At 73.5% G+C, this 23,493-nt stretch carries 23 protein-coding genes, 1 tRNA gene and 1 pseudogene; 15 read left to right on the forward strand and 10 right to left on the reverse strand.

Annotated features, from left to right (window positions below):
• Positions 1-5: 5 nt before the first annotated feature.
• A complete protein-coding gene (locus MNZ29_RS24430; RefSeq protein WP_255821235.1) occupies positions 6-1,976 on the reverse strand; it encodes a sigma 54-interacting transcriptional regulator in 1,971 nt (656 codons plus the stop codon).
• Between the two features lie 273 nt (positions 1,977-2,249).
• On the opposite strand from MNZ29_RS24430, the gene MNZ29_RS09860 reads away from it, so the two are divergent.
• From MNZ29_RS09860 to MNZ29_RS09900, 9 genes are all read left to right on the forward strand, one after another.
• Positions 2,250-2,870 (forward strand): OsmC family protein, encoded by a 621-nt coding sequence (locus MNZ29_RS09860; RefSeq protein WP_242337230.1) that lies wholly within the window; start codon positions 2,250-2,252, stop codon positions 2,868-2,870.
• A 78-nt stretch (positions 2,871-2,948) separates the two neighbouring features.
• Positions 2,949-4,187: an NAD(P)/FAD-dependent oxidoreductase gene (locus MNZ29_RS09865; protein ID WP_242337228.1), complete on the forward strand. Its 1,239-nt coding sequence runs from the start codon at positions 2,949-2,951 to the stop codon at positions 4,185-4,187.
• 16 nt (positions 4,188-4,203) lie between these two features.
• Positions 4,204-5,427 (forward strand): NAD(P)/FAD-dependent oxidoreductase, encoded by a 1,224-nt coding sequence (locus MNZ29_RS09870; protein WP_242337226.1) that lies wholly within the window; start codon positions 4,204-4,206, stop codon positions 5,425-5,427.
• Positions 5,428-5,448: 21 nt separating this feature from the next.
• A complete protein-coding gene (locus MNZ29_RS09875) occupies positions 5,449-5,877 on the forward strand; it encodes a MaoC family dehydratase (protein WP_242337224.1) in 429 nt (142 codons plus the stop codon).
• A 130-nt stretch (positions 5,878-6,007) separates the two neighbouring features.
• Positions 6,008-6,640: a hypothetical protein gene (locus MNZ29_RS09880; RefSeq protein WP_242337222.1), complete on the forward strand. Its 633-nt coding sequence runs from the start codon at positions 6,008-6,010 to the stop codon at positions 6,638-6,640.
• Between the two features lie 181 nt (positions 6,641-6,821).
• The gene (locus MNZ29_RS09885; protein WP_242337220.1) at positions 6,822-7,832 is read left to right on the forward strand and encodes an AI-2E family transporter; all 1,011 of its coding nucleotides are present in this window, start codon (positions 6,822-6,824) and stop codon (positions 7,830-7,832) included.
• A 98-nt stretch (positions 7,833-7,930) separates the two neighbouring features.
• On the forward strand, positions 7,931-8,584 hold the full coding sequence (locus tag MNZ29_RS09890) for a class I SAM-dependent methyltransferase (RefSeq protein WP_242337294.1): 654 nt from the start codon (positions 7,931-7,933) through the stop codon (positions 8,582-8,584).
• A 163-nt stretch (positions 8,585-8,747) separates the two neighbouring features.
• Positions 8,748-9,836 carry a bifunctional 2-polyprenyl-6-hydroxyphenol methylase/3-demethylubiquinol 3-O-methyltransferase UbiG gene (locus MNZ29_RS09895; protein WP_242337218.1) on the forward strand — a complete coding sequence of 363 codons (1,089 nt, stop codon included), beginning with the start codon at positions 8,748-8,750 and terminating at the stop codon, positions 9,834-9,836.
• A gap of 136 nt (positions 9,837-9,972) precedes the next feature.
• The gene (locus MNZ29_RS09900; RefSeq protein ID WP_242337216.1) at positions 9,973-10,710 is read left to right on the forward strand and encodes a patatin-like phospholipase family protein; all 738 of its coding nucleotides are present in this window, start codon (positions 9,973-9,975) and stop codon (positions 10,708-10,710) included.
• Positions 10,711-10,740: 30 nt separating this feature from the next.
• Here the strand turns inward: MNZ29_RS09900 and MNZ29_RS09905 are convergent, their stop codons facing one another.
• The gene (locus tag MNZ29_RS09905) at positions 10,741-11,223 is read right to left on the reverse strand and encodes a hypothetical protein (protein ID WP_242337213.1); all 483 of its coding nucleotides are present in this window, start codon (positions 11,221-11,223) and stop codon (positions 10,741-10,743) included.
• A 96-nt stretch (positions 11,224-11,319) separates the two neighbouring features.
• The gene (locus MNZ29_RS09910; RefSeq protein ID WP_242355039.1) at positions 11,320-12,804 is read right to left on the reverse strand and encodes a hypothetical protein; all 1,485 of its coding nucleotides are present in this window, start codon (positions 12,802-12,804) and stop codon (positions 11,320-11,322) included.
• A gap of 274 nt (positions 12,805-13,078) precedes the next feature.
• Here MNZ29_RS09910 and MNZ29_RS09915 point away from each other — a divergent pair, with 274 nt between their 5' ends.
• Positions 13,079-13,942 carry a CPBP family intramembrane glutamic endopeptidase gene (locus MNZ29_RS09915; protein ID WP_242355044.1) on the forward strand — a complete coding sequence of 288 codons (864 nt, stop codon included), beginning with the start codon at positions 13,079-13,081 and terminating at the stop codon, positions 13,940-13,942.
• A 300-nt stretch (positions 13,943-14,242) separates the two neighbouring features.
• On the opposite strand, the gene MNZ29_RS09920 is transcribed toward MNZ29_RS09915, so the two are convergent.
• Positions 14,243-14,773 carry a hypothetical protein gene (locus tag MNZ29_RS09920; protein WP_242337207.1) on the reverse strand — a complete coding sequence of 177 codons (531 nt, stop codon included), beginning with the start codon at positions 14,771-14,773 and terminating at the stop codon, positions 14,243-14,245.
• A 679-nt stretch (positions 14,774-15,452) separates the two neighbouring features.
• Between MNZ29_RS09920 and MNZ29_RS09925 the strand changes: the two genes are divergently transcribed.
• From MNZ29_RS09925 to MNZ29_RS09935, 3 genes and pseudogenes are all read left to right on the forward strand, one after another.
• Positions 15,453-16,337 (forward strand): N-acetyltransferase, encoded by an 885-nt coding sequence (locus MNZ29_RS09925; RefSeq protein ID WP_242337203.1) that lies wholly within the window; start codon positions 15,453-15,455, stop codon positions 16,335-16,337.
• Between the two features lie 254 nt (positions 16,338-16,591).
• A complete protein-coding gene (locus MNZ29_RS09930) occupies positions 16,592-17,071 on the forward strand; it encodes a cupin domain-containing protein (protein WP_242337202.1) in 480 nt (159 codons plus the stop codon).
• Between the two features lie 133 nt (positions 17,072-17,204).
• A pseudogene (locus tag MNZ29_RS09935) lies at positions 17,205-17,384 on the forward strand (LysR family transcriptional regulator); the annotation flags it as partial.
• A gap of 156 nt (positions 17,385-17,540) precedes the next feature.
• Here MNZ29_RS09935 and MNZ29_RS09940 read toward each other — a convergent pair.
• Positions 17,541-17,616, reverse strand: a tRNA-Gly gene (locus MNZ29_RS09940).
• A 114-nt stretch (positions 17,617-17,730) separates the two neighbouring features.
• Here MNZ29_RS09940 and MNZ29_RS09945 point away from each other — a divergent pair.
• Positions 17,731-18,426, forward strand: coding sequence for a sulfite oxidase-like oxidoreductase (locus tag MNZ29_RS09945; RefSeq protein WP_242337200.1), 696 nt, complete (start codon positions 17,731-17,733; stop codon positions 18,424-18,426).
• Positions 18,427-18,432: 6 nt separating this feature from the next.
• Here the strand turns inward: MNZ29_RS09945 and MNZ29_RS09950 are convergent, their stop codons facing one another.
• The 5 genes from MNZ29_RS09950 to prfA form a co-directional block, all read right to left on the reverse strand.
• Positions 18,433-18,816 carry a zf-TFIIB domain-containing protein gene (locus MNZ29_RS09950; RefSeq protein WP_242337198.1) on the reverse strand — a complete coding sequence of 128 codons (384 nt, stop codon included), beginning with the start codon at positions 18,814-18,816 and terminating at the stop codon, positions 18,433-18,435.
• Between the two features lie 116 nt (positions 18,817-18,932).
• On the reverse strand, positions 18,933-19,595 hold the full coding sequence (gene hisG / locus MNZ29_RS09955; RefSeq protein WP_242337196.1) for an ATP phosphoribosyltransferase: 663 nt from the start codon (positions 19,593-19,595) through the stop codon (positions 18,933-18,935).
• Positions 19,592-20,860 (reverse strand): UDP-N-acetylglucosamine 1-carboxyvinyltransferase, encoded by a 1,269-nt coding sequence (gene murA / locus MNZ29_RS09960; protein WP_242337195.1) that lies wholly within the window; start codon positions 20,858-20,860, stop codon positions 19,592-19,594. The genes hisG and murA overlap by 4 nt, the downstream gene beginning before the upstream one ends.
• A 96-nt stretch (positions 20,861-20,956) precedes the next feature.
• On the reverse strand, positions 20,957-21,823 hold the full coding sequence (prmC, locus tag MNZ29_RS09965; RefSeq protein ID WP_242337193.1) for a peptide chain release factor N(5)-glutamine methyltransferase: 867 nt from the start codon (positions 21,821-21,823) through the stop codon (positions 20,957-20,959).
• A gap of 75 nt (positions 21,824-21,898) precedes the next feature.
• Positions 21,899-23,017, reverse strand: coding sequence for a peptide chain release factor 1 (gene prfA / locus MNZ29_RS09970; RefSeq protein ID WP_242337190.1), 1,119 nt, complete (start codon positions 23,015-23,017; stop codon positions 21,899-21,901).
• Positions 23,018-23,130: 113 nt separating this feature from the next.
• On the opposite strand from prfA, the gene MNZ29_RS24925 reads away from it, so the two are divergent.
• On the forward strand, positions 23,131-23,493 hold a 363-nt coding region (locus MNZ29_RS24925), incomplete at its 3' end, for an amidohydrolase family protein (protein ID WP_242355040.1).

A 23,493-nucleotide genomic window follows, 5' to 3' on the forward strand; every position in this document is an offset into this window, starting at 1 on the left:
TTTCGTCACACCGGGTGACGACCCGTCTCGGAGGCCGGAGCGCCCCGCTCGTCGGGGCGGGCGATCTCGAGCGCCTTCATGCGGGACTTGAGCGTGGAGGGGCTCACGCCGAGGAGCGACGCGGCGCCGCCCCTGCCCCCGACGCGCCAGCCGGACCGCTCGAGCGCGGCGATCATGTTCCCGCGCTCGATCGCGCGCACGCGCTGGTCGGTCAGGACCTCGCCGTCGACCCGCTCCGGCGCCGCCGCGCCGCTCGACGGCGTCGCGACGTCCGGCTCGGGCAGCGCCCGGTCCAGGTGGAGCCGGCCGTCGGGGGAGGTGATGATCGCCCGCTCGATCACGTTCCGCAGCTCCCGCACGTTCCCGGGCCAGGGATACGACCTGAGGGCGGCGGCGTCCGCCGCGTCGGGCGGGGCGATGCTCCGCCCGAGGCCGCGGGCGAGCTGCTCCGCCATCGCTGCGGCGAGCAGCACGACGTCGTCACCGCGCTCGCGCAGCGGCGGGAGCGGGAGCGGGAAGACGCTCAGCCGGTAGAAGAGATCCTGCCGGAACCCGCCCTCGCGGGCGGACCGCTCCAGGTCCCGGTTCGTCGCGGCGATGACGCGCACGTCCACCTTGCGCGTGCGCGAGCTCCCCACCGGCTCGAGCTCTCCCTCCTGCAGGACCCGCAGGAGCTTGCCCTGCAGCTCCAGGGGGAGCTCGCCGATCTCGTCGAGGAAGATCGTCCCGCCGTCGGCGAGCACGAACCGGCCGTCCCGCCGCTGCGTCGCGCCGGTGAACGCGCCGCGCTCGTGCCCGAAGAACTCGCTCTCGATGAGGGTGGCGGGGATCGCCGCGCAGTTCACCTTCACGAGGGGACGGCCGCGCCGGGCGCTCCGCTCGTGGATGGCCCGGGCGAAGAGCTCCTTGCCGGTGCCCGTCTCGCCGAGGAGGAGCACCGTCGCGTCCGTCGCCGCGACCTGCGCGACGCCCTGGAGCGCCCGGCGCAGCGCCGGGCTCCTGCCCACGATCTCGTGGAACCCGTGCTCGGCCGCGAGCTCCTCGCGGAGGTAGGCCGCCTCCGCGCTCAGCGCGCGGATCCTCCGCTCCGCCTCGAGGCGCTCGTCCACGTTCCTCAGGATGAGCGTGTAGAACGGCCGCCCCCGCACCTCGAACCGCGAGAGCGTCGCCTCGGCCGGGAAGGGCTTCCGCCCCGGCGGCTCGGCCACGAGGTCGCCCGGGATCCACAGGGCGCGCTCGCCGCCCGTTCGCCGCTCGAGCTCGCCGGTCAGCGCGCGGAGCCTCGCCGTCGCGGGGCCGCCCAGGAGCTCGTCCGCCGGCCGCCCGTGCAGCCCGCCGGCGGCGCAGCCGAACACCTTCTCGGCGGCGGCGTTCATGAGCGTGATGCACAGGTCTCCGTCGAGCTCCACGATCCCGTCCATCGCGCTGCCGATGAGCCCGGCGAGCTTCTCCTGGCGCTCGCGCAGATCCTGCTCGACGCGGACGCGCCGCATCTCCGCGAGCGCGCGGTTCGCGAAGATCCGGAAGAGCGGGAGGAGCCGCTTCTCGGCGGGCATGGGCCGGGTGTCCACGACCGCCAGGTGGCCGAGCACGCGGTCGTCGGGGTCGAGGAGGGGAACGCCGAGGTAGCTCACGGCCCCGGGGAGGGGGGACTTCACCTCGGGGTACAGCTCGGTCACGCGATCGGGGACGTGGACGACGCGTCGCTCGCGCACCGCCGTCTCGCACGCCGTGCCGGCGATCGCGTACTCGTGGCCCTCCACCCATCGCCCGTCGAACCAGAACGCGAGCGCGCGCAGCCACCTGCGGCGCTCGTCGTACTCGGTGAGCCATGCGCCGCAGGTGTCGAGGGCGCGCGCGAGGTTCCTGACGAGCGCCCGGTAGAACTCCTGCCCCGTCGCCGAGGCGGTCCCCTCGACGACGGCGCGCAGGGCGAGCTCCTCGTCGATCCGCCGCTCCCCGATCCCGTGCTCCATGTCCGGCTCCGCGGCGACGGTCCGCGGCGCCGCGCCGCGCCCGGAACATAGCGAGGCCGAGGCGGCGCGCCCGGATGAAAGCCCGTCGCGGTGCGCGGCGAGATCTCGTCCACGACGAGGTCTCGCCGCGACCCCGCCGGGCCGGCCACGCCCGGAACCCAGCGGATTCCCGTGGTGTCGGTCCGGAGTCCGGCGTGGCACGGCGCCTGCGATTCCCCTCCGTGCCCAGCGAGCGAGACCGATGGCCGGTCCACCGGGCGACGGAGAACGACGATGGAGACGCCCACGATGCAGACCCCCACGACGCAGACCGCCACGACGATGAAGCGGCCTTCCCGCACGCCCGTGCCGATGAACGGCGTGGACACGCCGACGCTCTTCGCGACCATCGGGGCGGTGAAGCAGCAGCCCGAGCTCGGGAGCTTCCAGTTCCGGGCGACGAACCACTGGCAGCAGGGCACCCACAGCCGGACCCGCATCGAAGGGTTCAGCGGCGCGGGCGGCGAGCACGCGCACGCGCGCGAGTTCAGCTACGACGCCGATCACCCGGCCGTCCTCACCGGGCGCGACCAGGGGCCGACCCCGGTCGAGTTCCTGCTCCACGCGATCGCGGCCTGCCTCACGGCAGGGATCGCCAACATCGCCGCGGCGCGCGGCGTGACCCTCTACGAGGTCGAGTCCACCGTCGAGGGCGACATCGACCTGCGTGGGATCCTCGGGCTCTCGGCGGAGGTCCGCAACGGCTACCGCCAGCTCCGCGTGAGCTTCCGGATCAAGGGCGACGCGCCGGCGGCGAAGCTCGAGGAGATCGTCGCGCAGTCGCGGGCCCGCTCGGCGGTCTACGACGTGCTGACGAACGGCGTCCCGGTCGCGGTCTCGGTGAACGCAGCGTGAAGTGCCGATGGGGACCGCCGGCCGACGCGCGACGCGCGCCCGCCGGCGGCCTCCCGCCACGCTCCTCGGGGAGATGCCATGAAGCGCACGGACGTGGTCGTCGTCGGAGGTGGGCAGGCAGGTCTCGCCGCGAGCCGCTGCCTCCAGGCGCGCGGCGTGGATCATACGGTCCTGGAGCGCGGGCGCGTCGGCGAGCGCTGGCGCTCGGAGCGCTGGGACTCGCTCCGGCTGCTCACCCCCCGCTGGCAGTCGCGGCTCCCGGGCTTCTCCTACCGCGGCCCCGATCCGGACGGGTTCATGTCCCGGCGCGAGGTGATCGGGTACCTCGAGGCGTACGCGCGCTCCTTCGCGGCGCCGGTCGAGGCGGGCGTCGCCGTCCACGCGGTCGAGCGCGACGGCGACGGCTACCGGGTGACGGCCGATCGCGGCGCGTGGCGCGCCCGGAGCGTCATCGTCGCCACCGGTCACTGCGACCGGGCCCACGTCCCACCGCTCGCGGCAGAGCTCCCCGCGGACGTCGTCCAGCTCGTCCCGGCGCGCTACCGGAACCCCCGGGCCCTGCCCGCCGGCGGAGTCCTCGTGGTGGGCGCGTCCGCGACCGGCCTCCAGCTCGCGGACGAGCTCCACCGCTCCGGCCGGCCGGTGACGCTCGCGGTGGGCAGGCACGTCCGGCTGCCCCGGCGCTACCGCGGCCGCGACGTGATGGAGTGGCTCGACGCGACGGGCATCCTCGACGAGGGCGCGGACGCCGTGGCGGACCTCGAGGCGGCCCGCCGCCAGCCGTCCCTCCAGCTCGTCGGCCGCCCCGACCATCGCACGCTCGATCTCGGCGTGCTCCTCGACGAGGGCGTCCGGCTCGTCGGACGGGTCCAGGGCGTCGAGGGCGGCCGCGTGCTCCTCGCCGAGGACCTGGACGAGACGATCGCGGCGGCGGAGCGGCGCCTCGCGCGGCTCCTCGGGCGGATCGAGGCCCACGTCGCGCAGAGCGGCGCGGCGGCGGTTCCGCCGCCGGAGCCCATCCGCGCCATCTCACCGCCCCCTGCCCCGCGCGCGATCGACCTGCGCGCGGACGGGATCCGGACGGTGATCTGGGCCACCGGCTACCGCCGCAGCTACCCCTGGCTGCGCGTGCCGGTGCTCGACGAGCGCGGCGAGATCCGCCACGCGGGCGGCGTCACCCCGGCGCCCGGGCTGTACGTGCTCGGGCTCCAGTTCCTGCGCCGCCGCAACTCGAGCTTCCTCGACGGCGTGGGCAAGGACGCCGCCGTCCTCGTGGATCACCTGGCCACGCGCCTCGCGCGCCGGTCCGCCGCCTGAAGGAGAGGAGAACACCATGACGACCACGACCGCCTCCCTCATCCGCCCCGAGTACGACGCGCTGGTCGTCGGGGCCCGCTGCGCCGGCGCCGCGACCGCGATGCTGCTCGCCCGCGCGGGGCTGCGCGTCCTGGTGGTGGACCGGGATCGCGAGGGGAGCGACACGATCTCGACCCACGCCCTCATGCGCGGCGGCGTGCTCCAGCTCGCGCGGTGGGGGCTCCTCGACCGGCTGCGCGCGACGGGCACCCCCGCCGTTCGCAGCGCGACGTTCCACTACGGGCACGAGGCGCTGCCGTTCGCGGTGAAGCCTCGCGACGGCGTGGATGCGCTCTACGCGCCGCGGCGGACGGTGCTCGACCCGCTCCTCGTCGACGCCGCCCGCGCCGCCGGCGCGCAGGTGGTCCACGGCGCCGCGCTCGCGGAGGTGGTCCGTGGCCCGTCGGGGCGGGTCGAGGGAGCGGTGATCGAAGGGCTCGACGGGAGCCGCGCGCGCGTGGCGGCGTCGATCGTGATCGGCGCCGACGGCGCGCGGTCGAGAGCTGCCCGCCTCGTGAGCGCCCCCACCGAGCGCGCGGGCCGCCACGCGTGCGGAGTGGTCTACGGGCACTGGTCGGGTCTCGAGGTGGAGGGCTATCACTGGTACTACCGCCCCGGCGTGAGCGCCGGCGCCATCCCCACCGGCGACGGGCGCACCTGCGTATTCGCCGCGCTGCCGCGGCCGCGGCTCCTGGACGCGCTGCCCGGAGGCGCGGACGCCGTCTACCGGGAGGTCCTCACCGAGGCTGCGCCCGAGCTCGCCGCCGCGCTCCGAAGCGCCCGCCTCGACGCGAGGCTCCAGCCCTTCCCCGGGATCCCTGGCTTCATGCGCCGTGCGTGGGGACCGGGCTGGGCGCTCGTCGGCGACGCCGGGTACTTCAAGGACCCGATCACCGCCCACGGGATCACGGACGCGCTGCGTGACGCGGAGCTGCTCGCGCGCGCGGTGGTGAGCGGCACCGAGGCCGCGCTGGCCGGCTACCAGACGGCGCGAGACGCGGCGTCGGTGGAGCTGTTCGAGGTCACCGATCGCATCGCCTCGTTCGAGTGGGACCTCGAGGAGGCGAAGGGGTTGCACAAGCTGCTCGCGCGCCACATGGCGAGCGAGGTGGAGCTGCTCGGCACGCTCGACGAGACCTCCGGCGGCGCGACGGGCCCGTCTGCCGCTCTCGGCGTCGCCGGCGGGATCGCAGGTCGCTGAGAGGTCCGAGAGGAGGCGGAGATGACGACGAGCGAAGCGTGGCCGAAGGGTGCTCCTCGCGTCGGTCAGCGGGCGGAGCGTCGGCGGAGAGTCGAAGCCGAGGACATCCGGCGTTTCACGGCGATCAGCGGGGACCGGAACCCGCTCCACTACGACGAGGCGGCCGCGCGCGCCTCGCGCTTCGGCGAGATCATCGTGCAAGGCGGGGTGACGAGCGCGATCCTGAACGCGGTGGTCGCCGAGGATCTGCCCGGGCCGGGGACCGTCTTCCTGCACGTGGACTGGAGCTTCAAGGCCCCGGCGCGCCCGGGGGACACGCTCACCGGCGCGGTCGAGGTGCTGAAGGTGCGAGAAGACAAGCCCATCACCGAGCTCAGGACCACCGTGACGCGCGGTGACGGCGTGGTGGCGCTGGAGGGGACGGCGCTCTGCTACACGGTGCCGCTGTAGAGAAGACCTCGCGTCTCGGGGCTCTCGCGCGCGCACCGCGCGGAACCGAAGCTCCCCGACGCCGAGGGTGAGGTGGTACCGTGGCCGCCAGCGCAGGCGTCGCCGCGGGCCGGGCGCCGGAGATCGCATCGTGCTCGAGCCGGACGTCACGCTCACCGACCTCGGCCTCGCCCTCGAGTGCGCCGCGTTCGCGGTGCTGCTCTCGAGGGAGGGCGGCGCGCGCGCACGGCGGTGGTTCGCCGGGTTCTTCGCGGTGCTCGGCGCTGCGGCGGCGCTGGGCGCGATCGAGCACGGGTTCGTGGCGGACAAGACCTCTTCGGTCGGCGCGGTCGTGTGGAGCGCGACGCTGCTCGCCGTCGGGCTCGGGGCGGTGGCCGGCTGGGGCGCGGGGGCGCGGCTCGTGCTCGGCCGCCGCGCCGCGCGTGCGCTGACGGGCGGGGTCGCGCTGGCGTTCGGCCTCTACGCGGCCGTGGTCCTCGGGGGCGAGCGGCGCTTCGCCGTGGCGATCGCCTTCTACCTGCCGGCGGCGCTCTTCCTCCTCGTGGCCTTCCTGCTCGCCGGCCGGCGCGCCGAGGCGCGCGTGAGCGCCGGCGCCTGGGGCCTCGGGCTGACCTTCGTGGCGGCGGCCATCCAGCAGGGACGCATCGCGCTCCACCCGCGGTACTTCGACCACAACGCCCTCTACCACCTCGTCCAGGCGGTGGGCCTGTACCTCGTCTTCCGCGGCGCCCGGCTCGCGACGCGCCCGGCGGCGACGCCCTGATCGGCGCCGCCGCCCGGGAGCCGGGTCGATCCGCCAGGACGAGGCCGGCGCGCCGTCCGGCCAGCCGCCGGCGGTGGCCTCCGCCACCCGCTCGCGGCTGAGGGGGCGGGTGCTCACATTCGATCCAGTGCGCGACGTCCGTCTGCTGAGCGAATCCCGTGTCGCCGAGCGGTCGCTCGCCGTGCTGGCGACCGGCGCGGCGCTCGCGTTCTGCTACCTCGCGCGCGAGCTCCTCGTCCCGAGCGTGGTCGGGATCATCCTAGCGTTCACCGTGCACCCGGTCGTCGCGGCGCTGGAGCGGCGCAAGGTGCCGCGGTCCGTCGCGGCTCTCCTGGGGACGCTCCTCGCCCTCGCGGTGGTGGCCGCCCTCGTCGCGCTGCTCTGGAACCGCGTCGCGGCCTTCCTCGACGAGCTCCCCAGCTACGAGGGGCGGCTGCGGGAGGCCTCCGCGGCGGTGGCGCGGCGGTTCGTGCACTTCCGCGCGCAGACCGAGCAGATCGCGAAGCCACCGTCGCGGCCGGGCGCGGTGCGCGTGGAAGAGGGGATCCCCTGGGGACAGGTCCTCGTCGGCACCGCGCAGGGCGCGATCGCGGTGGCCGCGGCGTGCACCGTCGCGATCTTCGTCCTCTACTTCGCGCTCGCGGAGGGACCGCGCTACCACGCCAAGTTCCTCGCGCACGCCGGCCGCGATCCCTCCGCGCGCGCCCGCGCGCTCGCGGCGTTCGAGGAGCTCCACCGCGACGTCGAGCAGTACATGCTGAACCGGGTCGGGCTGAACGCGCTCCTCGGGCTCGTCACCTGGGGGATCTACGCCCTGTACGGCCTGGAGCACGCGGCGGTGTGGGGGATGGCCACCGCGCTCCTGCACTTCATCCCGTACGTGGGCCCGGCGATCGGGCTCGCGCTCCCGACGCTCATGGCGCTCCTCCAGTACGGTTCGCTGAAGCACGTCCTCGCCGTCGGCGGGATCTACCTCGCGCTCGTGTCGATCCAGGGGAACGTCGTCGACCCGATCTTCCTCGGCAAGCAGCTCAGGCTGAACTCGCTCGCGGTGTTCCTCGGCTCGCTGTTCTGGTTCTGGGTCTGGGGTCCCATCGGCCTGTTCGTGGCGGTGCCGGTGCTCTCGACCATCCGGATCGCGTGCAAGTACATCCCGCGGGTGGGGTTCATCTCGGACTTCCTCGCGGAGTAGAGCGCGGCGGCCCGTCCGGCTCGCCTGTCTGTAGCATCAGGCACGAAGGGCGCTCCGCCCCCGTTGCCGGCGCATGCGAGAATCGAGAAGGACTGAACATGCGCAAGGCTTCCCTGTTCCGGCTGCTCGACCCCGTATCCGCGGCCATCGCGCGCCAGCTGGCCGGGCCGCGAGGCTGGTTCGGTCGCACCGTCATGACCCGGGTCCTGAACCGCGGGAACCGCGCCCTCATCGAGGCGACGCTGGAGGGCGTCGCGCTCACGCCGGGGCACCGGCTCCTCGACGTCGGCTTCGGCGGGGGCGCCCTGCTCGAGCTCGCGCACGCCCGCGGCGTCCGGAGCCTCGCGGGCGTCGATCCGTCCGACGCGGCGGTGGCGTGGCTGCGCGCGCGGCGCGCGCGGTTCGGCGGGTCCGAGCTCCGCCTGGAGCGCTGCGCCGTCGAGGCGCTCCCCTTCGAGGAGGCGAGCTTCGACGTCGTGGCCTCCACGAACACCGTCTACTTCTGGCCGGACCTCGCCCAGGCCTTCTCCGAGCTGCACCGCGTGCTCCGGCCGGGCGGGCTCCTCACCGTGGGCTTCTCGAGCGCGGCGAAGCTCCGCGAGTTCGGCGGCATCACCCGGCACGGGTTCCGGTTCCACGAGAACGCCGCGCTCGTCGCGGCGGCCGAGGCGGCTGGGTTCAAGGACGTGCGGCTCGTCGAGCTTCACGGTCGAGTCACGCAGGGCGACCTCGTGCTGCGGGCGTGCCGCTGACGCGGTCGTCGCGCGAGCGGACGAGTCCACCTGCGCCACGCCCGGCGTTGCGCCCCGCGCCGGCCGGCGGCGTGCCGGGGCTCGCAGCGGCGCCGCGCGTTGTGTCGATGGGCGGCTCATGCCACTCTCGCGACATCTGTCGCGTTCGAGAGACGACGAGCCGATGAGCCGACTTGAGACCGGAGCTGCCGCGGAGCCGCTCGACGCTCCGTGGCCAGCCGAGCACCTCGAGGTCCTGGGCCGGTGCCCCGCCTGCGCCTCCCCTTCCCGGACGCTCCTCTTCGAAGGGCTGAGCGACCGGATCTTCCGCGCCGCGCCGGGTCGCTGGACGCTCTGGCGCTGCTCGGGCTGCGGCGCGGCCTACCTCGACCCGCGCCCGGACCTCGCCGGGATCGGGCTCGCCTACCGCACCTACTACACGCACGGGGGGACCGCGCCGCGGGACGTCTTCGCCGCTGGCGGTGGGCTCCGGCGGGCCGTGAAGCGGCTCCGCCACCACGCCCACTACAACGCCGCGTTCGGTTACGCGTTGCGACCGGCCGCGCCTCTGGCCCGGTGGGTCGCTCCGCTGAGCGCGGCCGCGCGAGCGCAGGCCGGCCAGCTCATCCGTCACCTGCCCGCGCCGGCGGGTCCCGGGAGCCGGCTGCTCGACGTGGGCTGCGGCAACGGGGACTTCCTGCGCATCGCCCGCCGCCTCGGCTTCGACGTCATGGGGCTTGACCTCGACGCCGCGGCCGTCGCGCGCGCAAGGGGATCGGGGTTCACGGTTCTCGCGGGAACGATCGAGGAGGCCGCGCTCGACCCGGAGAGCTTCGAGCACGTGACCCTCAACCACGTCGTCGAGCACCTGCACGATCCGGTCGGGACTCTCCGCAGGGTGCTCGCGCTGCTTCGGCCGGGCGGACGGGTCTGGGTCCAGACCCCGAACCTGGACGCCGAGGGGCTGAAACGCTTCGGCGCCGACTGGCGCGGCCTCGAGCCGCCGCGCCACCTCACCCTCTTCGACGCGAGCAGCCTGGAGCGCGCGCTCTGCGCCGCCGGCTTCTCCCGGATCGCGCTGCTGCCGCCGAAGCCAGACGGCGCGTACTTCTTCGCGGAGAGCCTCGCCATCCAGCGGGGCGCCCCCGTCGACCGGAGCGAGCGCGCCCTCCGTCGCCGGATCCGCTCCGAGGCGCGCCGCGCCGACCGCGTCGCGCGGCGGCAGCCCGAGCGAGGCGAGTGCATCACCTTCGTCGCGCATCGCCCGGCGTGAGCGCTGCCGAGCAGGGGGCCGCCGGCAGCGGCTTCGTGCGAGAGCCGCCGAAGCGGTCGCAGCGAGCAGACGTCGAGGGGCCGCGAGTACCCCGCCCGCCGTTGCGCCTCGCGCCGGCCGACGGCATGCTGCCGCCGTGCCCACGCTCCGGGACTGGCTCGCCTCGGGACCCTTCACCCTCGCGCTGTCGTCCGGGTTCTTCGGGTTCTACGCGCACGCGGGCGTGGTGCGGGTCCTCGAGGACGAGGGGCTGCTCCCCGCGCGCGTCCTCGGCTCGAGCGCGGGGGCGCTCGTGGGAGGGCTCTGGGCCGCCGGGGTCCCTGCGGGGCGGCTGTGCGAGGAGCTCGTGGCGCTGCGCCGCGAGCACTTCTGGGATCTCCGCCCCGGGCTCGGGCTCCTGCGCGGAGCGCGATTCCGGGCGCGGCTCGAGGCGCTCGCTCCTGCCGGGAGCTTCGAAGAGTGCCGCGTTCCGCTCGCCGTGTCCGTGTTCGACGTCCTCGCGAGGCGCACCGCCGTGCTCGACGATGGCGAGCTCGCTCCGGCGATTCACGCTTCGTGCGCGCTCCCGTTCCTGTTCCAGCCGGTTCGGATCGGGAGACGCCTGTACCTGGACGGCGGCGTCCTGGACCGCCCCGGCCTCGCCGGCGCGCTCGCCGGAGAGCGCGTCCTCTACCATCACCTCACGTCCCGCTCGCCCTGGCGCCGGCGGGGCAGCCCCGCGCTCCGCATCCCGGAGCGCCCGCGCATGCAGGCCGTCGCGCTCCACGGGATCCCGCGCGTGAGCCCGTTCCACCTGGAGCGCGGCCCCGAGGCGATGGAGCGCGCGGCGGAGGGCATGCGGAGCGCGCTCGCGCGCGAGCTGTCGCGGGGGTGATCGCCCCGTCGGGCGACGCGCCTTCGCCGCTCAGTCCCAGGGGCAGGAACGCTGGCACTTCATCCCGGCCGGCGTGACGGGCTCGATCCGGCCGCGGCTGCGGTCGAGCCGCCATGCCTTGCGGGGGCGCGAGAACACGCACCGCGCTCCCGGCGGCACCGGCGGATCGTCGACCAGCGCGACGAAGTCCCGGTCCGGGTTCGCCGCGCCGGCGGGGGTGCAGGCGAAGCCGATCGCGTGGCCGCGGGGGACCTCGACCCGCAGGGCGTCCACCACCCGGTCCTCGCTCCTCAGGAACACGATCGCCTGGCCACGGCGGTTCCAGATCACCCACCCGTACCGCGGGGTCGCTCCGGGCTCGTCGACCAGCCACGTGTCCTGGAGCTTCCACGAGGCGAACTGGCCGCGCCCGGGTTCGGGGAGCGGCTGCCCCACGAGCGCGCGGGGATCGGCGTCCCTGGCCCGCGAGGGGACCGCGACGAGCAAGGCGGCAGCGAGGAGGGTCGCGAGCATCCCCCCATGCTCGCCTGGATCCAGCTCGATGTCTCCGGGTACGGGTGGTGCGCCCTGCGTCAGACAGCGCTAAGGCCCGATTGCGATCGATCCGCGTCAGTGGACGAGAGGTGCGGATTTCACGCCGTCCGGCGTCGCCGCCTTCGCCGCGCACCGCTGGAACTCCGCGAGGTGGTCGATGTAGTCCTGCCGGTCGCGCGGCTTCATCCGATCCGGCAGGAGATCGATCGCACGCTGCTGCATGCGCACCGCCTCCCCGCAGTCCCCGAGGCCCGCGAGCACGCCCGCGACGGTGTCGACGATGGCCGGATCCCAGGGCGCCGCGACGAACGCCTTTTTCGCGAGCGGCAGCGCCTCTCCGGGGCGGCCGCTCCGGAGCAGGTTCCAGGCGAGCGCGTTCAGGGGCTCCGGGTTCTCCGGCGCAGCCGCGACGGCCCGCCGGAGCGCCGCCTCGCGGCCGGACACGTCGGACTCCGGCAGCACGTCACCGAGGAAGAGCCACGCCCGGGCGTCGTCGGCGTGCGCCTCCGTCGCCTTGCGAGCGAGGGCGGCGGGCTCCGCGCCGCGGGAGCGTGCGGCGACGGTGAGCGCCACCACGTTGCCGGGGTCCTCCGCGAGCGCCTCCGTCACCTCGGCGTCGAGCTTCTCCGGGGGCCACCGCATGGCCGACGCGAGCGAGAGGCGGACGTCGTGGACCTCGGCCGGGAGCATCGGCCGCTCGCGGACGGGGTGATCCTTCACGAGGTGGAGGTCGCGGTACCTGAACCTGCCGCGCGCGACATGGCTCCCGAGCTCCGCGTCCAGCGCGTCGGTCGCGCCGGGAACGGCGGGATCCCACTGCGGGAACACGTCTCGCCAGGCGACGTCGGGATCGTCGCCGCGCACGAAGCGCGCCTGGAGCGCGTTGAACTCCACCGGGTGGACGTTGATGAGGTAGTGCACGAGCGCCCACGACACCGCGTACTGAGGCAGCTCCAGCGCGCCGCGAGCGGTGAGCACCTCGCGCACCTTCCCGAAGTACGGGTACACGAGCGCGTGGTAGTGGCGCGGCACGCCTCCGACCGTGGGCGTGTTGCCGAGGCCGCTCGAGCCCACCGTCTCCATGTACGCGGCCATCCCCTCGGCGAACCAGCGCGGCTGGCGCGCGAACGCGCGCGCCGCCATGTAGTGCGTGAGCTCGTGCGCGAGCGTGGTGCGCACGCCGTACGGGAGCGCGCCGTCGAGCACGACGAGCGGCTCGCCGTGGAGCGTGCCGAAGAAGGCGGCCAGGGACGCGGGCGCGAAGCCCAGGAACTCGTCACGCGTCCGGAACACCACCACGCGGATCGTGCCCGGCATCGCCGGCGGAGTGCCGAACAGCGCCGAGCGGAGCGCGAGGTGGAGCATCTCGAGCTCGCGCGTCAGCTCCTGCGCGCCGCGGGAGCCGAGGTCCGTCGTGACGACGAAGTGCTCGGAGCGGACCTCGCGCCAGGGCACGCCGCCTTTCGCCGGGCAGGTGAAGCTCGTCGAGAGGTGGGCGCAGCCGGTCGCGAGGGCGATCACGGCAGCCATTGCGGCACGGGGGACGTTGCGGCGGAGCATGCGGGACAGCCTACCGAGAGTGCACCTTCCGGTTCAACTCTCCGCGAAAATCTGCGAAACGAGCTGGAGGCCGGGTCCGGGACTTCACGGCACTGTTCGTGAGACGACTCCGGGTGATAATGCGTTCGGAGTGCGGCGCGTGCGGCCGAAAACGAGAGGCAGCGTACGTACCCTGCGTGACTGCGCCGCTGATCTATGATCTCCTCGGAGCCCCATGTCGCGCGCACTCGTTGCCTCCGTGGGCTACGTCCTCATCTATGGTGGTTGTTTGGCGGTGCTCCTCACCGCTCCTGGATTCGACGCGAGCGAGGTGGCCGCCGTTCTGCTTCTCCTCGGTGTGGCACCAGCGCTCGCAGCCTGGCTCGCGACGATCGGCGCGACCCCACGGGCGCAGCCGGTGCACGAGCCAGCGCGCGAGCTCTCGTGGATCGCGCTCCTTCTCGTTGCCATCGGCGTGGGGTTTCTCGGCTACGGACTTTCCGCGGTGAGGGCAGCGGTCACCAATGAGCCCGCGCGATCGGTCGCCATTCTCACCGCCAAGTTGGCTGTCATGGTGTGGGTGCCTGCGCTCGTGTTCCGCCGCCTTGGCTACTCGTGGCGGCAGCTGTTCGAGTTCCCAGGACTCGACTGGATCGAGCTGCGGACCCTTCTCGTCATGATGGGGTTGTTCTCGATCATACAGCTTCGATTCGGGCGCGGTCCTCAGGCCATCGGCACGCTCATGGCCGAGTATGAGCTCTCGGCCTGGCAGGTGATCGCGATGGCGTTACCGGTTTGGGCCTGGCTGGCGGTCGAAGCAGGGCTCGTGGAGGAGTTCCTGTTTCGTGCGCTGCTCCAGTCGCGCATGGCGGCGTGGCTGCGATCGCCTGTCGCTGGTGTGCTGGGAATGTCAGTCCTCTTCGCGCTCGCGCACGCGCCGGGGTACGTGCTGCGAGGCGCACACACCGTGGAAGGCATGGCCAGGCCGCCGGAGGTGCTCAGCGCCGCTGCCTACGCGATGGTCATGTTGTCCCCCATCGGTGTCGCGTTCGGCATACTCTGGGCGCGCACCCGGAACCTCACGCTCGTGGTCGTGCTGCACGGCTGGGGGGATCTCATCCCCAACCTCGCCCCTCTGATCCGCGCTTTCGCGAGCTGATCCGGGCGCGCGCCCGGCCGTCGTCGTCAGAGGTCCAGCCTCGCGGGAGCGCACCGCCGGTTGCGGAGTGCGTCAGCGTCGCGAGAGCCAAGCACGCGTAACTCCGCGATTGACGCGCGTGATGCGCGTCGGCCGTGTACCGCGATTACTCTGGGTCGGGGCGCTCTACCGCGATTACTCTGGGTCGGGGCGCTCTGGGGTCGGGGCGCTCTGACTTCCGTCTGGCGCTCCACGGGATCCGCGCGCGCGGGCTCCGGCAGGGCGCCGGGGCAGGCCCGGCGCGGGCCTGGTCCTGCGGCCTCAAGACCAGGCGTGGATGCGGCGGGCCGCGACCGCCACGCCGCCGAGCGCGGCGGCCGCATCCACGCCGACGACGCAGAACTCCGGGGCGGGCCCGAGCACCAGCTGCCGCTGCCAGCTCTCGCCGGGAGGGAGCCTCGCGAGGAACTCCGTGTAGGGGACTCCGTCGGGCTTCGAGCACCACGTCGTGCGGTCGAGGGCCCCTTCACCGCCCGGAGCGACGAGGCGGTAGAGGCCGCCATGGCCTCCGCCCGCGAGCCGCGCGGCCGCGTCGTGTGGGTCGCGGCGGGCGCCGGAGACGGCGGCCTCGTTGAGCGCCCCGAGCGCGGCGAAGTCGTCCACGAGGTACCAGTCCTCGAACGCGCGCGGGACCGCCAGCCACGGCGCGGCCTCCACCTCGTACACGCGCGAGGCGCGCAGGCCGGGAGGAGCGTTGGACGCGAGGGCGCGGTGAAAGGCGACGAGAGACTCGACGTAGCGCCCGGCGTCCACCGTCGGCGCCGGCCAGTGCCAGAAGAGGTACGCGAGCATGTCCTCGTCTGTACTGGACCGAACGCTCCGGTCGCAACCTCCTGAGCGTCGTACGGTCTCGCGCCGGGAGCGTGGAGGGCGACGAGGAAGAAGCGGCGCCAGCGGAGGAGAAGACGCTAGGGCCCCGGCGGCACCGGCGAGCAGCTCCCGGCACGGCAGCTGCCACCCGGGCACTGTGAGTCCATCGAGCACTCCGGAACCCCCGGCGGCAAGGACGAGCACGCTCCCATCCGGCAGGAGCCGCCGGGACATTCGGAGTCGAGGGCGCAAGGCATGTGCTCGCGCGAGGCGTACGAGCACACGCCGAGCTGGCAGCGCCCACCGGGGCAGTCGGAGTCGATCGAGCACTCCTCGTGCGTGTCCGGCGCGGCGGCCGTCTTGCCGTGTCCCGCCGCGACGCATGCCACGGACGCCGCGATGGGGAACATCAGGGCGCAGGCGATCAACCGAAAGTTCATGGCCATCTCCGCTTCGAGCCAACCCGCCTCCGCTCGAAAGGTTACCGCAGTCTTCGGGGTACGAGAGACGACCTCGAACGCTCATCCCTTCGTCGCGCTCCATGCGAGATGATTGACGAGCCCGAAGTCGGTCGGGCGTGCGTCGCGTGAACGACGGAACGGTTATCGTGCTTCACCGTCTGTGGTCTTCTTCGGGATTACCGGGCGTCGGTGGGGGACGAATGACACGCGATCGGGTGCAGGATCCGGCGGCGCCTCGCGACATCGTGCCCTGGTCGAGCGTCCGGGACTGGGCGCCCATCGCGGCGCTCCTCGGACGGAACGTCGCCGCGCTGCGGGGCGAGGTCGCGGCGCTGCCGGACGGGATCGAGGGCGTCGCGCTCCTCGAAGACGGCACGCCGGCCGCCGTGGGGCTGTGGGTCGCGAAGGGCCTCACGGAGACGGGCCGGTGCGCGCTCACGTGGCTCGCGGGACCGGCGCCGGGGGCGCTCGCGATCGTGGACGAGATGGAGGCGCGCGCGCGGAGCGCGCAGGCGCGGACGCTTCGCGTCGTCGAGCGCGACGCCCCCGGCGTCGGTGCGAAGCTCGAGGCGCGGGGCTACCAGCCGGCGGACGCCGTCGTCGGCATGCGCCGCACGCGCCCGCGGCCGCCGCTCGCGCTGCCCGCCGGTCTCGCGGAGGTCGGCCTCGAGCAGGTCGGGCTCGACGCCTGGGCGGCGCTCGAGAACGACGCGTTTGCCGGGGTCGGATTCACGGTCCCCGTCACCGCGGAGGACGGTGCACGCATCGTGGCGGCGCCAGGGTTCGACCCGAAGCTCCTGCGGTTCGTCGTCGACGCTGACGGCGCCGTCGGCCTGCTGCGCGGCGTCGTGGCGCCCGAGCGCGAGGGGGAGGACGAGGTGGAGACGATCGCGGTCGCGTCGCGCGCGCGGCGTCGCGGACTCGGGCGATGGCTGCTGCGCCGGTGCGAGGCGCTGCTCGACGCGGCCTGCGCACGCGAGGTCGTGCTGCGCGTCGCGGCATCGAACGCGCCGGCGCTCGCGCTCTACCGCGCGGAGGCGTGGGTCGAGCGGTGGCGGCGGGGCGCGTGGGAGCGGGCGCTCTGACGCGTTCGCATGCGGCGCCAGTTCGAACCCGGCTTCCCGCTCCAACTCTCGAGGCCGGAACCTGGTGGCTTGGTCGCCCCTACGTTCCGGCCTCTCTCTTGCTGTCCGAGGCTCCTTGAGCCGGTCGGCAACGTTGTGACGTTCGTTCGCCACGAGTGGCTTCTTGAGGCTGGCGCGGCCGTTGCCGTCAGGATCGAGCGAGCTAGCGACGCCCAGAGTCAGTCACTACGTTCCTTCAGCGCGACGTTTCACCCATGGGGGAGACGATGGCTCAGGCGATAGTTCACAAGTCGGGTGAGGGTAGGGCCTTCTGGATGCTCGGAGGGCTCTACGAAGTCCTGCTGTCGAGCGACGAGTCGAATGGCGAGGCGACGGTCATGCAGATGACCATGCCCGCAGGCATGGGGCCGCCTGCACACGTTCACCGTCGCGTTGTGGAAACCGTGTACGTCGTCGAGGGAACGCTCACGTTGCACGTCGACGGGAAGAAGCTCGAGTGCGGGCCCGGATCGCTGATCCGCATCCCCGCCGACAAGCTCGAGCACTTCGAGCCTACGAGCAAGCTCCGCGTGGTCGTGACCTACGAGCCGGGTGGGATCGACAAGTTCTTCGCCGAAGCGGGCGAGCCGGCGCAGCGGCGCGAGATTCCTCCGGCGCCGACTTCGCCGCCGGACGTGGATAGGTTGACCAAGCTCGGCGCTCGCTACGGTCTCGAAATCCAGACGTCCGCGTGACTCTCGATCAGTACTCCGCCAGTTCACGCTGGCGTCGCCCGCGCGCGCGTCCCAGTCGCTGCCGTTGACGCTCCAGCGCTGACCGACGCAGGGAGGCGCCTCGTCGAGGGCGCCGGCCCGGCGCTGGGACAGGTACGACTTCGAGCCGATGGTGGAGGAGCAGCTCCGCACCGGCCAACTGCAGCGGGTCCTCGAGCCCTACGCCTCTGCCGTGCCTGGCTTCTTCCTGTACTTTCCCAGCCGCGCGCAGCGCTCCCCGCCGCTGCGGCTCTTCATCCAGACCGCGAGGGAGTTGGCCGTACGGGCAGCGTGAGCCGCTCACCCGTGGCGCACGACGGTTGGTGGCAGGCATCAGGAGCCTTGCCGGGAATCGTAGGGGGCGCCGCGACTTCGGAACGAACGCCGAGCCGGAACCCTCAGTCCACAAAGCAGAGGGGTCCCGCCTCTCGACGGAACCCCTCGGAAGAACTGGAGCGGGAAACCGGGTTCGAACCGGCGACCCTCAGCTTGGGAAGCTGATGCTCTACCAACTGAGCTATTCCCGCGTCGCGGACCAGTTTTTGCCGTGAAGGGGCCCGGGAGTCAAGGAGTTCGGCCGGGTGGAGCCGCCCGGGGCATGCGGGGTGCGTGGGCGCCGCCGACCGGCTAGAACGGCAGCCGTGAGCGACGAAATCCGGCGGCGGATCGAGGACGGGGTGGCGGCGCTGCGGGCGCGCTTCGGCGAGAAGCTGCGGGCGACGCCCTCGCTCTCCGACGCCGCGCCGCAGGGGGACGGGCCGCGGAACCGGCACGGCATGCCGAAGGAGCCGCCGGGCCAGAACGTCTTCGAGAAGTCGGAGTGGCCGGTGCTTGATCTCGGCGAGACGCCGGAGATCGCGCCCGAGCGCTGGCGGCTCGTGGTGGACGGGGCCTGCGAGGCGCCGCTCACGCTCTCCTTCGCCGAGCTGATGGCGCTCCCGCAGGAGGACGTGGAGGCCGACTTCCACTGCGTGACCGGCTGGTCGGTCCTGGACCTCGCCTTCCGCGGCGTGCGGCTCGAGACCGTCCTCGCGCTCGCGCGGCCGCTCGCGGAGGCGACCCACCTCATGGCGCACGCGTCCGACGGCTACTCCACCAACCTGCCGCTCGAGGAGGCGCTCAAGCCCGACGTCCTCCTCGTCCACGCGGTCGAGGGCGCGCCGCTCCCGCGGGCGCACGGCGGGCCGGTGCGCGTGGTGACGCCCCAGCTATACGCCTGGAAGGGCGCGAAGTGGGTCTCGCGCCTCGAGCTCATGACCCACGACCGGCGCGGCTACTGGGAGATCCGCGGGTACTCGAACACCGCGTACCCGTGGCGCGACGACCGGATGTGGTGAGCTCGGCTACTTCTTCTTCGCGAAGCGGCGGAAGAAGGCCACGATCTGCTTCTCGGCGTCCTTCCAGCCGATCTCCGGGGCGGGCTCGTCCTCCTCGCCCTCGATCCAGATCCCGCCGCAGGACTCGCAGGTGTCGTAGGTGACGGCGCGCTTCTCGCCGCCCTCGACCACCACGAGATCGACGTTACAGGCCGGGCACATCCCCGCGATCTCGTCCGCGTTCACGTAGCCGCCGAGCGCCGACAGCGCCGGCAGGTTCGCGTGCAGCAGCATCTTGTTCAGGTCCGCGACATCCACCACCCAGACTCCGCCGCACTCGCCGCAGCGGTGCACCACGCTGTCCTCGTGGGAAATCTCGGCCATCTCGACGCTGCACCGCGGGCAATCCATGACGGAAACGGGTCCTCCTTGGGACCGTGAAGCACGAGGATCAGGAAAGGGATCCGAGCGAAGCGCCGGAGCTATCCAGGAAACCCCCGGATACTAGGCAGAAGGCCCGGGACCTTTCAACGGACTTTCGGCGCTGCCGCCTCGCCGCATACCCGGCGAAGGGCGGCGATCAGCCGGCGCAGGCGCTCCGCGTGGAGCTTCAGGGCCACCCGGTTCACCACCAGGCGCGCGGAGACGTCGAGGACCGTCTCCTCGATGACGAGCCCGTTCGCGCGAAGGGTCTCCCCGGTCTCGGTGATATCGACGATGGCGTCGGCGAGGCCGAGCGAAGGGGCGACCTCGATGGAGCCGTGGAGCGGGATGATCTCCGCCGGGATGCCCTTCTTCGCGAAGTGGTGGGCGGCGAGCGAGAGGTACTTGGTGGCGACGCGGGGCGCGACCCCGCGGGGGAGGGGCTTCGCGTCCCGGTGCCGGGCCACGATCACCGTGCAGCGGCCGATCCCGAGGTCGAGCGGCTCGTACAGGTCGCGCGGCTCCTCCCGCAGGATGTCGAGCCCCACGATGCCGACCGCCGCCGCCCCGTGCTCCACGTAGCTCGCCACGTCCGCGGCCCGGATGGAGATGAAGCGCAGCCCCGCCTCGGGCGCGTCGGCGGCGAGCTTGCGCGTCCCGTCGAGGAGCTTCTTCGGGGAGACGCCGAGGGCGCGCTCGAAGAGCGCCGACGACTCCTCCAGCAGCCGGCCCTTCGGGACCGCGACCGTGATGATCTCGCCGTTCACGCCTTCTCCCGCCGGATGCGCGCGCCGAGGGGCGCGAGCTTCTCCTCGATCCGTTCGTAGCCGCGATCCAGATGGTACACGCGATGGACCTCGGTCGTGCCCTGCGCGGCGAGGCCGGCGAGGACGAGCGCCGCCGAGGCGCGCAGGTCGGAGGCCATCACCGGCGCCCCGGAGAGCCCCGGCACGCCCTTCACCACCGCGGTCTTCCCGTCGACGGCGATGTCTGCGCCGAGCCGCTGCAGCTCGTGCACGTGCATGAAGCGGTTCTCGAAGACGGTCTCGGTGATCTTCGACGACCCGTCGGCGAGGCAGAGCAGCACCATCATCTGCGCCTGCATGTCGGTGGGGAAGCCGGGGTGCGGGGCGGTGCGGACGTCCACCGGGCGCGGGCGGCCGTCGCCGACCACGCGCAGCCCGCCCTCCACCGGCAGGACCTGGGCGCCGACCGCCCGGAGCTTCTCGACGAGCGCCTCCACGTGCGCCGGGACGCAGCCCTTCACCGTCACGTCGCCGCCGGGCAGCGCGCCCGCGACGAGGAACGTGCCCGCCTCGATGCGGTCAGCGATCACGACGTGGTCGATCGGCCGGAGCGACTCGACGCCCTCGATCCAGATGTCGTCGGTGCCGTCGCCCTCGATGCGGGCGCCCATGCCGCGGAGCGCGTTCGCGAGGTCCACGATCTCCGGCTCGCGCGCGCAGTTCCGGAGCAGCGTCTCGCCCTCGGCGAGCACCGCCGCCATCATGACGTTCTCGGTGCCGGTGACGGTCTGGCCGTCGAAGGTGAAGGTCGCGCCCCGGAGCCGGCCGCGCGGCGCGGTCGCCTCGACGTAGCCGTGCTCGAGGTGGATCTCGGCGCCGAGCGCGGCGAGGCCCTTGAGGTGCTGGTCGATCGGCCGCGCGCCGATGGCGCACCCGCCCGGCATGGACACGCGCGCCTTGCCCCAGCGCGCGACGAGCGGGCCGAGCACGACGACCGAGGCGCGCATCGTCTTCACGAGCTCGTACGGCGCCTCCGGCTGCACGGCGGCCGGGACGCGGATCCACAGGGCGCCCTTCTCGCCCGCGTTCCGCTCGGCCTGGCAGCCCATGTGGCCGAGCAGCCGCCCGAGCGTGCGGACGTCCGCGAGATCGGGGACGTTGCGGATGCGGTGCTCACCCTCGGCGAGGAGGGAGGCAGCGATGATGGGGAGGGCCGCGTTCTTCGCGCCGGAGGCCTCGACGCTGCCACGCAGCGGGACGCCGCCTTCGATGAGGATCTTGTCCAATTCCACTCCGTGCCCGCGGCGCGCGCCGCGGGTGTTGCACCGCGCGTGACAGCGCGGGCCCGTCGGGCCCAGACCGGGCGTCGAGGCGGGCGGATTCTACGCCGGGTGGGGCCCGCCCGCCATGTGGGCCACCACCAGCCTGGGCAGCCCGGCGTGGTCCCGGCGGGCCTCCGCACGCTCGAAGCCGGCCTGCAGGCACAGGCTCGGCAGCTCGGCGAGGTGGCCCTCGTGCATCTCCAGCACGAGCGTTCCCCCGGGGACGAGCCGCGCCGGTGCGCCGGCGACGATGCGGCGGAGGAGCGCGAGTCCGTCGGCCCCCCCGTCGAGCGCGATGCACGGCTCGCGCCGCACCTCGCGGGAGAGCCCGGCGAGCTCGCCCGTCGGAACGTAGGGCGGATTGGAGACGATCACCTCGAACAGCGCGTCCCCGTGGACCGCCGCCCACAGGTCGCCGTGGGAGAACTCGACCACGGCGCCGAGCCGGGCCGCGTTCTCCCGCGCCACGGCGAGGGCGCCCTCCGAGGCGTCGGTCGCGAGGACGCGCGCGTCCGGCCGCTCGAGGGCGACGCTGACGGCGATCGCGCCGGAGCCGGTGCAGAGGTCGAGGAGCCGCCCGCCCGGCGGCAGCGCCGCGAGCGCCGCCTCGACGAGGAGCTCGGTCTCGGGGCGCGGGACGAGCACCCGCGCGTCCACCGCGAACGCCCGGCCGTAGAACTCTCTCTTGCCGACGAGGTAGGCGGTGGGCTCGCCCTCGCCGCGGCGGCGGACGAGCTCGCGGTAGGCGGCGAGCTCGGGCTCGCCGAGCGGCTTGTCGAAGTCGAGGTAGAGCCGGACCCGATCGCAGGAGAGCGCGTGCGCGAGGAGCACCTCCGCCGTGAGGCGCGGCGAGTCGACGCCCTTCTTCGCGAAGAACTCCTGGGTCCAGGCCAGGAGCTTCAGAGGGGTCCAGGACGTGGTGATCATGCGGGGGCCGCGCCCCCGTCCCCGCGCGCCGGGAGCGCCTGTTCACGCGTCGTCATCGGTGGCGGGGGGTGGGGCTCACGCGCGCCGCTCCGCGGCGCCCTCGGCGGCGTTCCCGCGCGACGCCTCGCGCAGGGCCGCCGCGGCGTAGAACGTGCGGCACGCGTCGATGACGTCCTGGACGTCGCCATCCATCACGGCGGGCAGGTTGTGCCGGGTGTAGTTGACGCGGTGGTCGGTGAGCCGGTCCTGCGGGAAGTTGTAGGTCCGGATCTTCTCGGAGCGGTCGCCCGTGCCGACCTGGCTCTTCCGCGCCGCGTCGCGCGCGCTGCGCTGCTTCTCGAGCTCGATCTCGTAGAGCTTCGCGCGGAGCATGCGCATCGCCATGTTGCGGTTCTTGAGCTGGCTCTTCTCCTGCTGGCACTTCACGATGATGCCGGTCGGCTTGTGCGTGAGGCGCACGGCCGAGTCCGTCGTGTTGACGCTCTGGCCGCCCGAGCCGGTGGAGCGGAACACGTCCATCTCGATGTCGGCGGGGCTCACCTGGATGTCGATGTCCTCGGCCTCGGGCATCACCGCGACGGTCACCGTCGAGGTGTGGATGCGCCCCTGCGCCTCGGTGGCGGGCACGCGCTGCACGCGGTGCACGCCCGACTCGTACTTGAGCCAGGAGTAGACCTGGTCGCCGGCGATGTTGACGGTGACGTCCTTCACGCCGCCCAGGTTGCCGCCCGAGCTGTCCGCGACCTCGGCGCGCCAGCCTCGCCGCTCGGCGTAGCGGAGGTACATGCGCAGCAGCTCCGCTGCGAACAGCCCGGCCTCGTCGCCGCCCGCGCCGGCGCGGATCTCGAGGATGACGTCCTTCTCGTCGGCCGGGTCCCTCGGCACGAGGTAGATCTTGAGCTGCTCCTCGGCGGGATCGACCTGCGGGCGGAGCAGGGCGAGCTCCTCCTTCGCCATCTCGCGCAGCTCGGGGTCCTTCTCCGCCAGCAGCGCCTCGTTGTCCTCGATGTCCTTCACGAGCCGCCGGTAGGCGCGGAGCGCCTCCACGGTGGGCTCGAGCGACGCGCGCTCCTTGGACACCTTGCGGAAGCGGTCGCCGCTCGACGCGACGCCGGGATCCGACAGGAGCGCGGTGAGCTCCTCGAAGCGCTGCTCGATCGCCTCGAGCTTCTTCAGGACTTCCTGGGACAGCATGGGGGCACGTTCTTAACCGCTCCGGGCCTCGCCCGGCAAGGCGCACGGGGGCGTAGGGCGCGGCGGAGCGCCGCCTTTGCGCGGCGTCGGCGCGGGAGGGATGATGCGCGCCCGTGGACGGACGGATCGTCATCCGGAACGGGATCGTGCCCCCGGCGGGCGCGGGCGCGACCGTCGTGGTGGAGGGGCGGCGCATCGTCCTCGTCGCGCCGCCGGGCCGGCGGGTCGAGGGGCGGCCGGGCGACTGGGACGTGGACGCGGACGGGCGGCTGGTGGTGCCCGGGATGATCGACGCGCACACCCACCTCGCCCTCGGGTCGCTGCAGCGGCTGGCGGGGCTCCCCGGGCGCCCCCCGCCCACGATCTCCGATCTGCGCGCCGGCCTCCGCGGCCGGGCCGAGCGCCGCGCCACCCCGGAGCGCCTCGGGGCGCTGGCGCGGGCGGGCGCGCTCGCCGCCCTGCGCGCGGGCGTGACC

The organism is Anaeromyxobacter sp. SG64, assembly GCF_022690745.1.
Taxonomy (GTDB): Bacteria; Myxococcota; Myxococcia; order Myxococcales; family Anaeromyxobacteraceae; genus Anaeromyxobacter; species Anaeromyxobacter soli.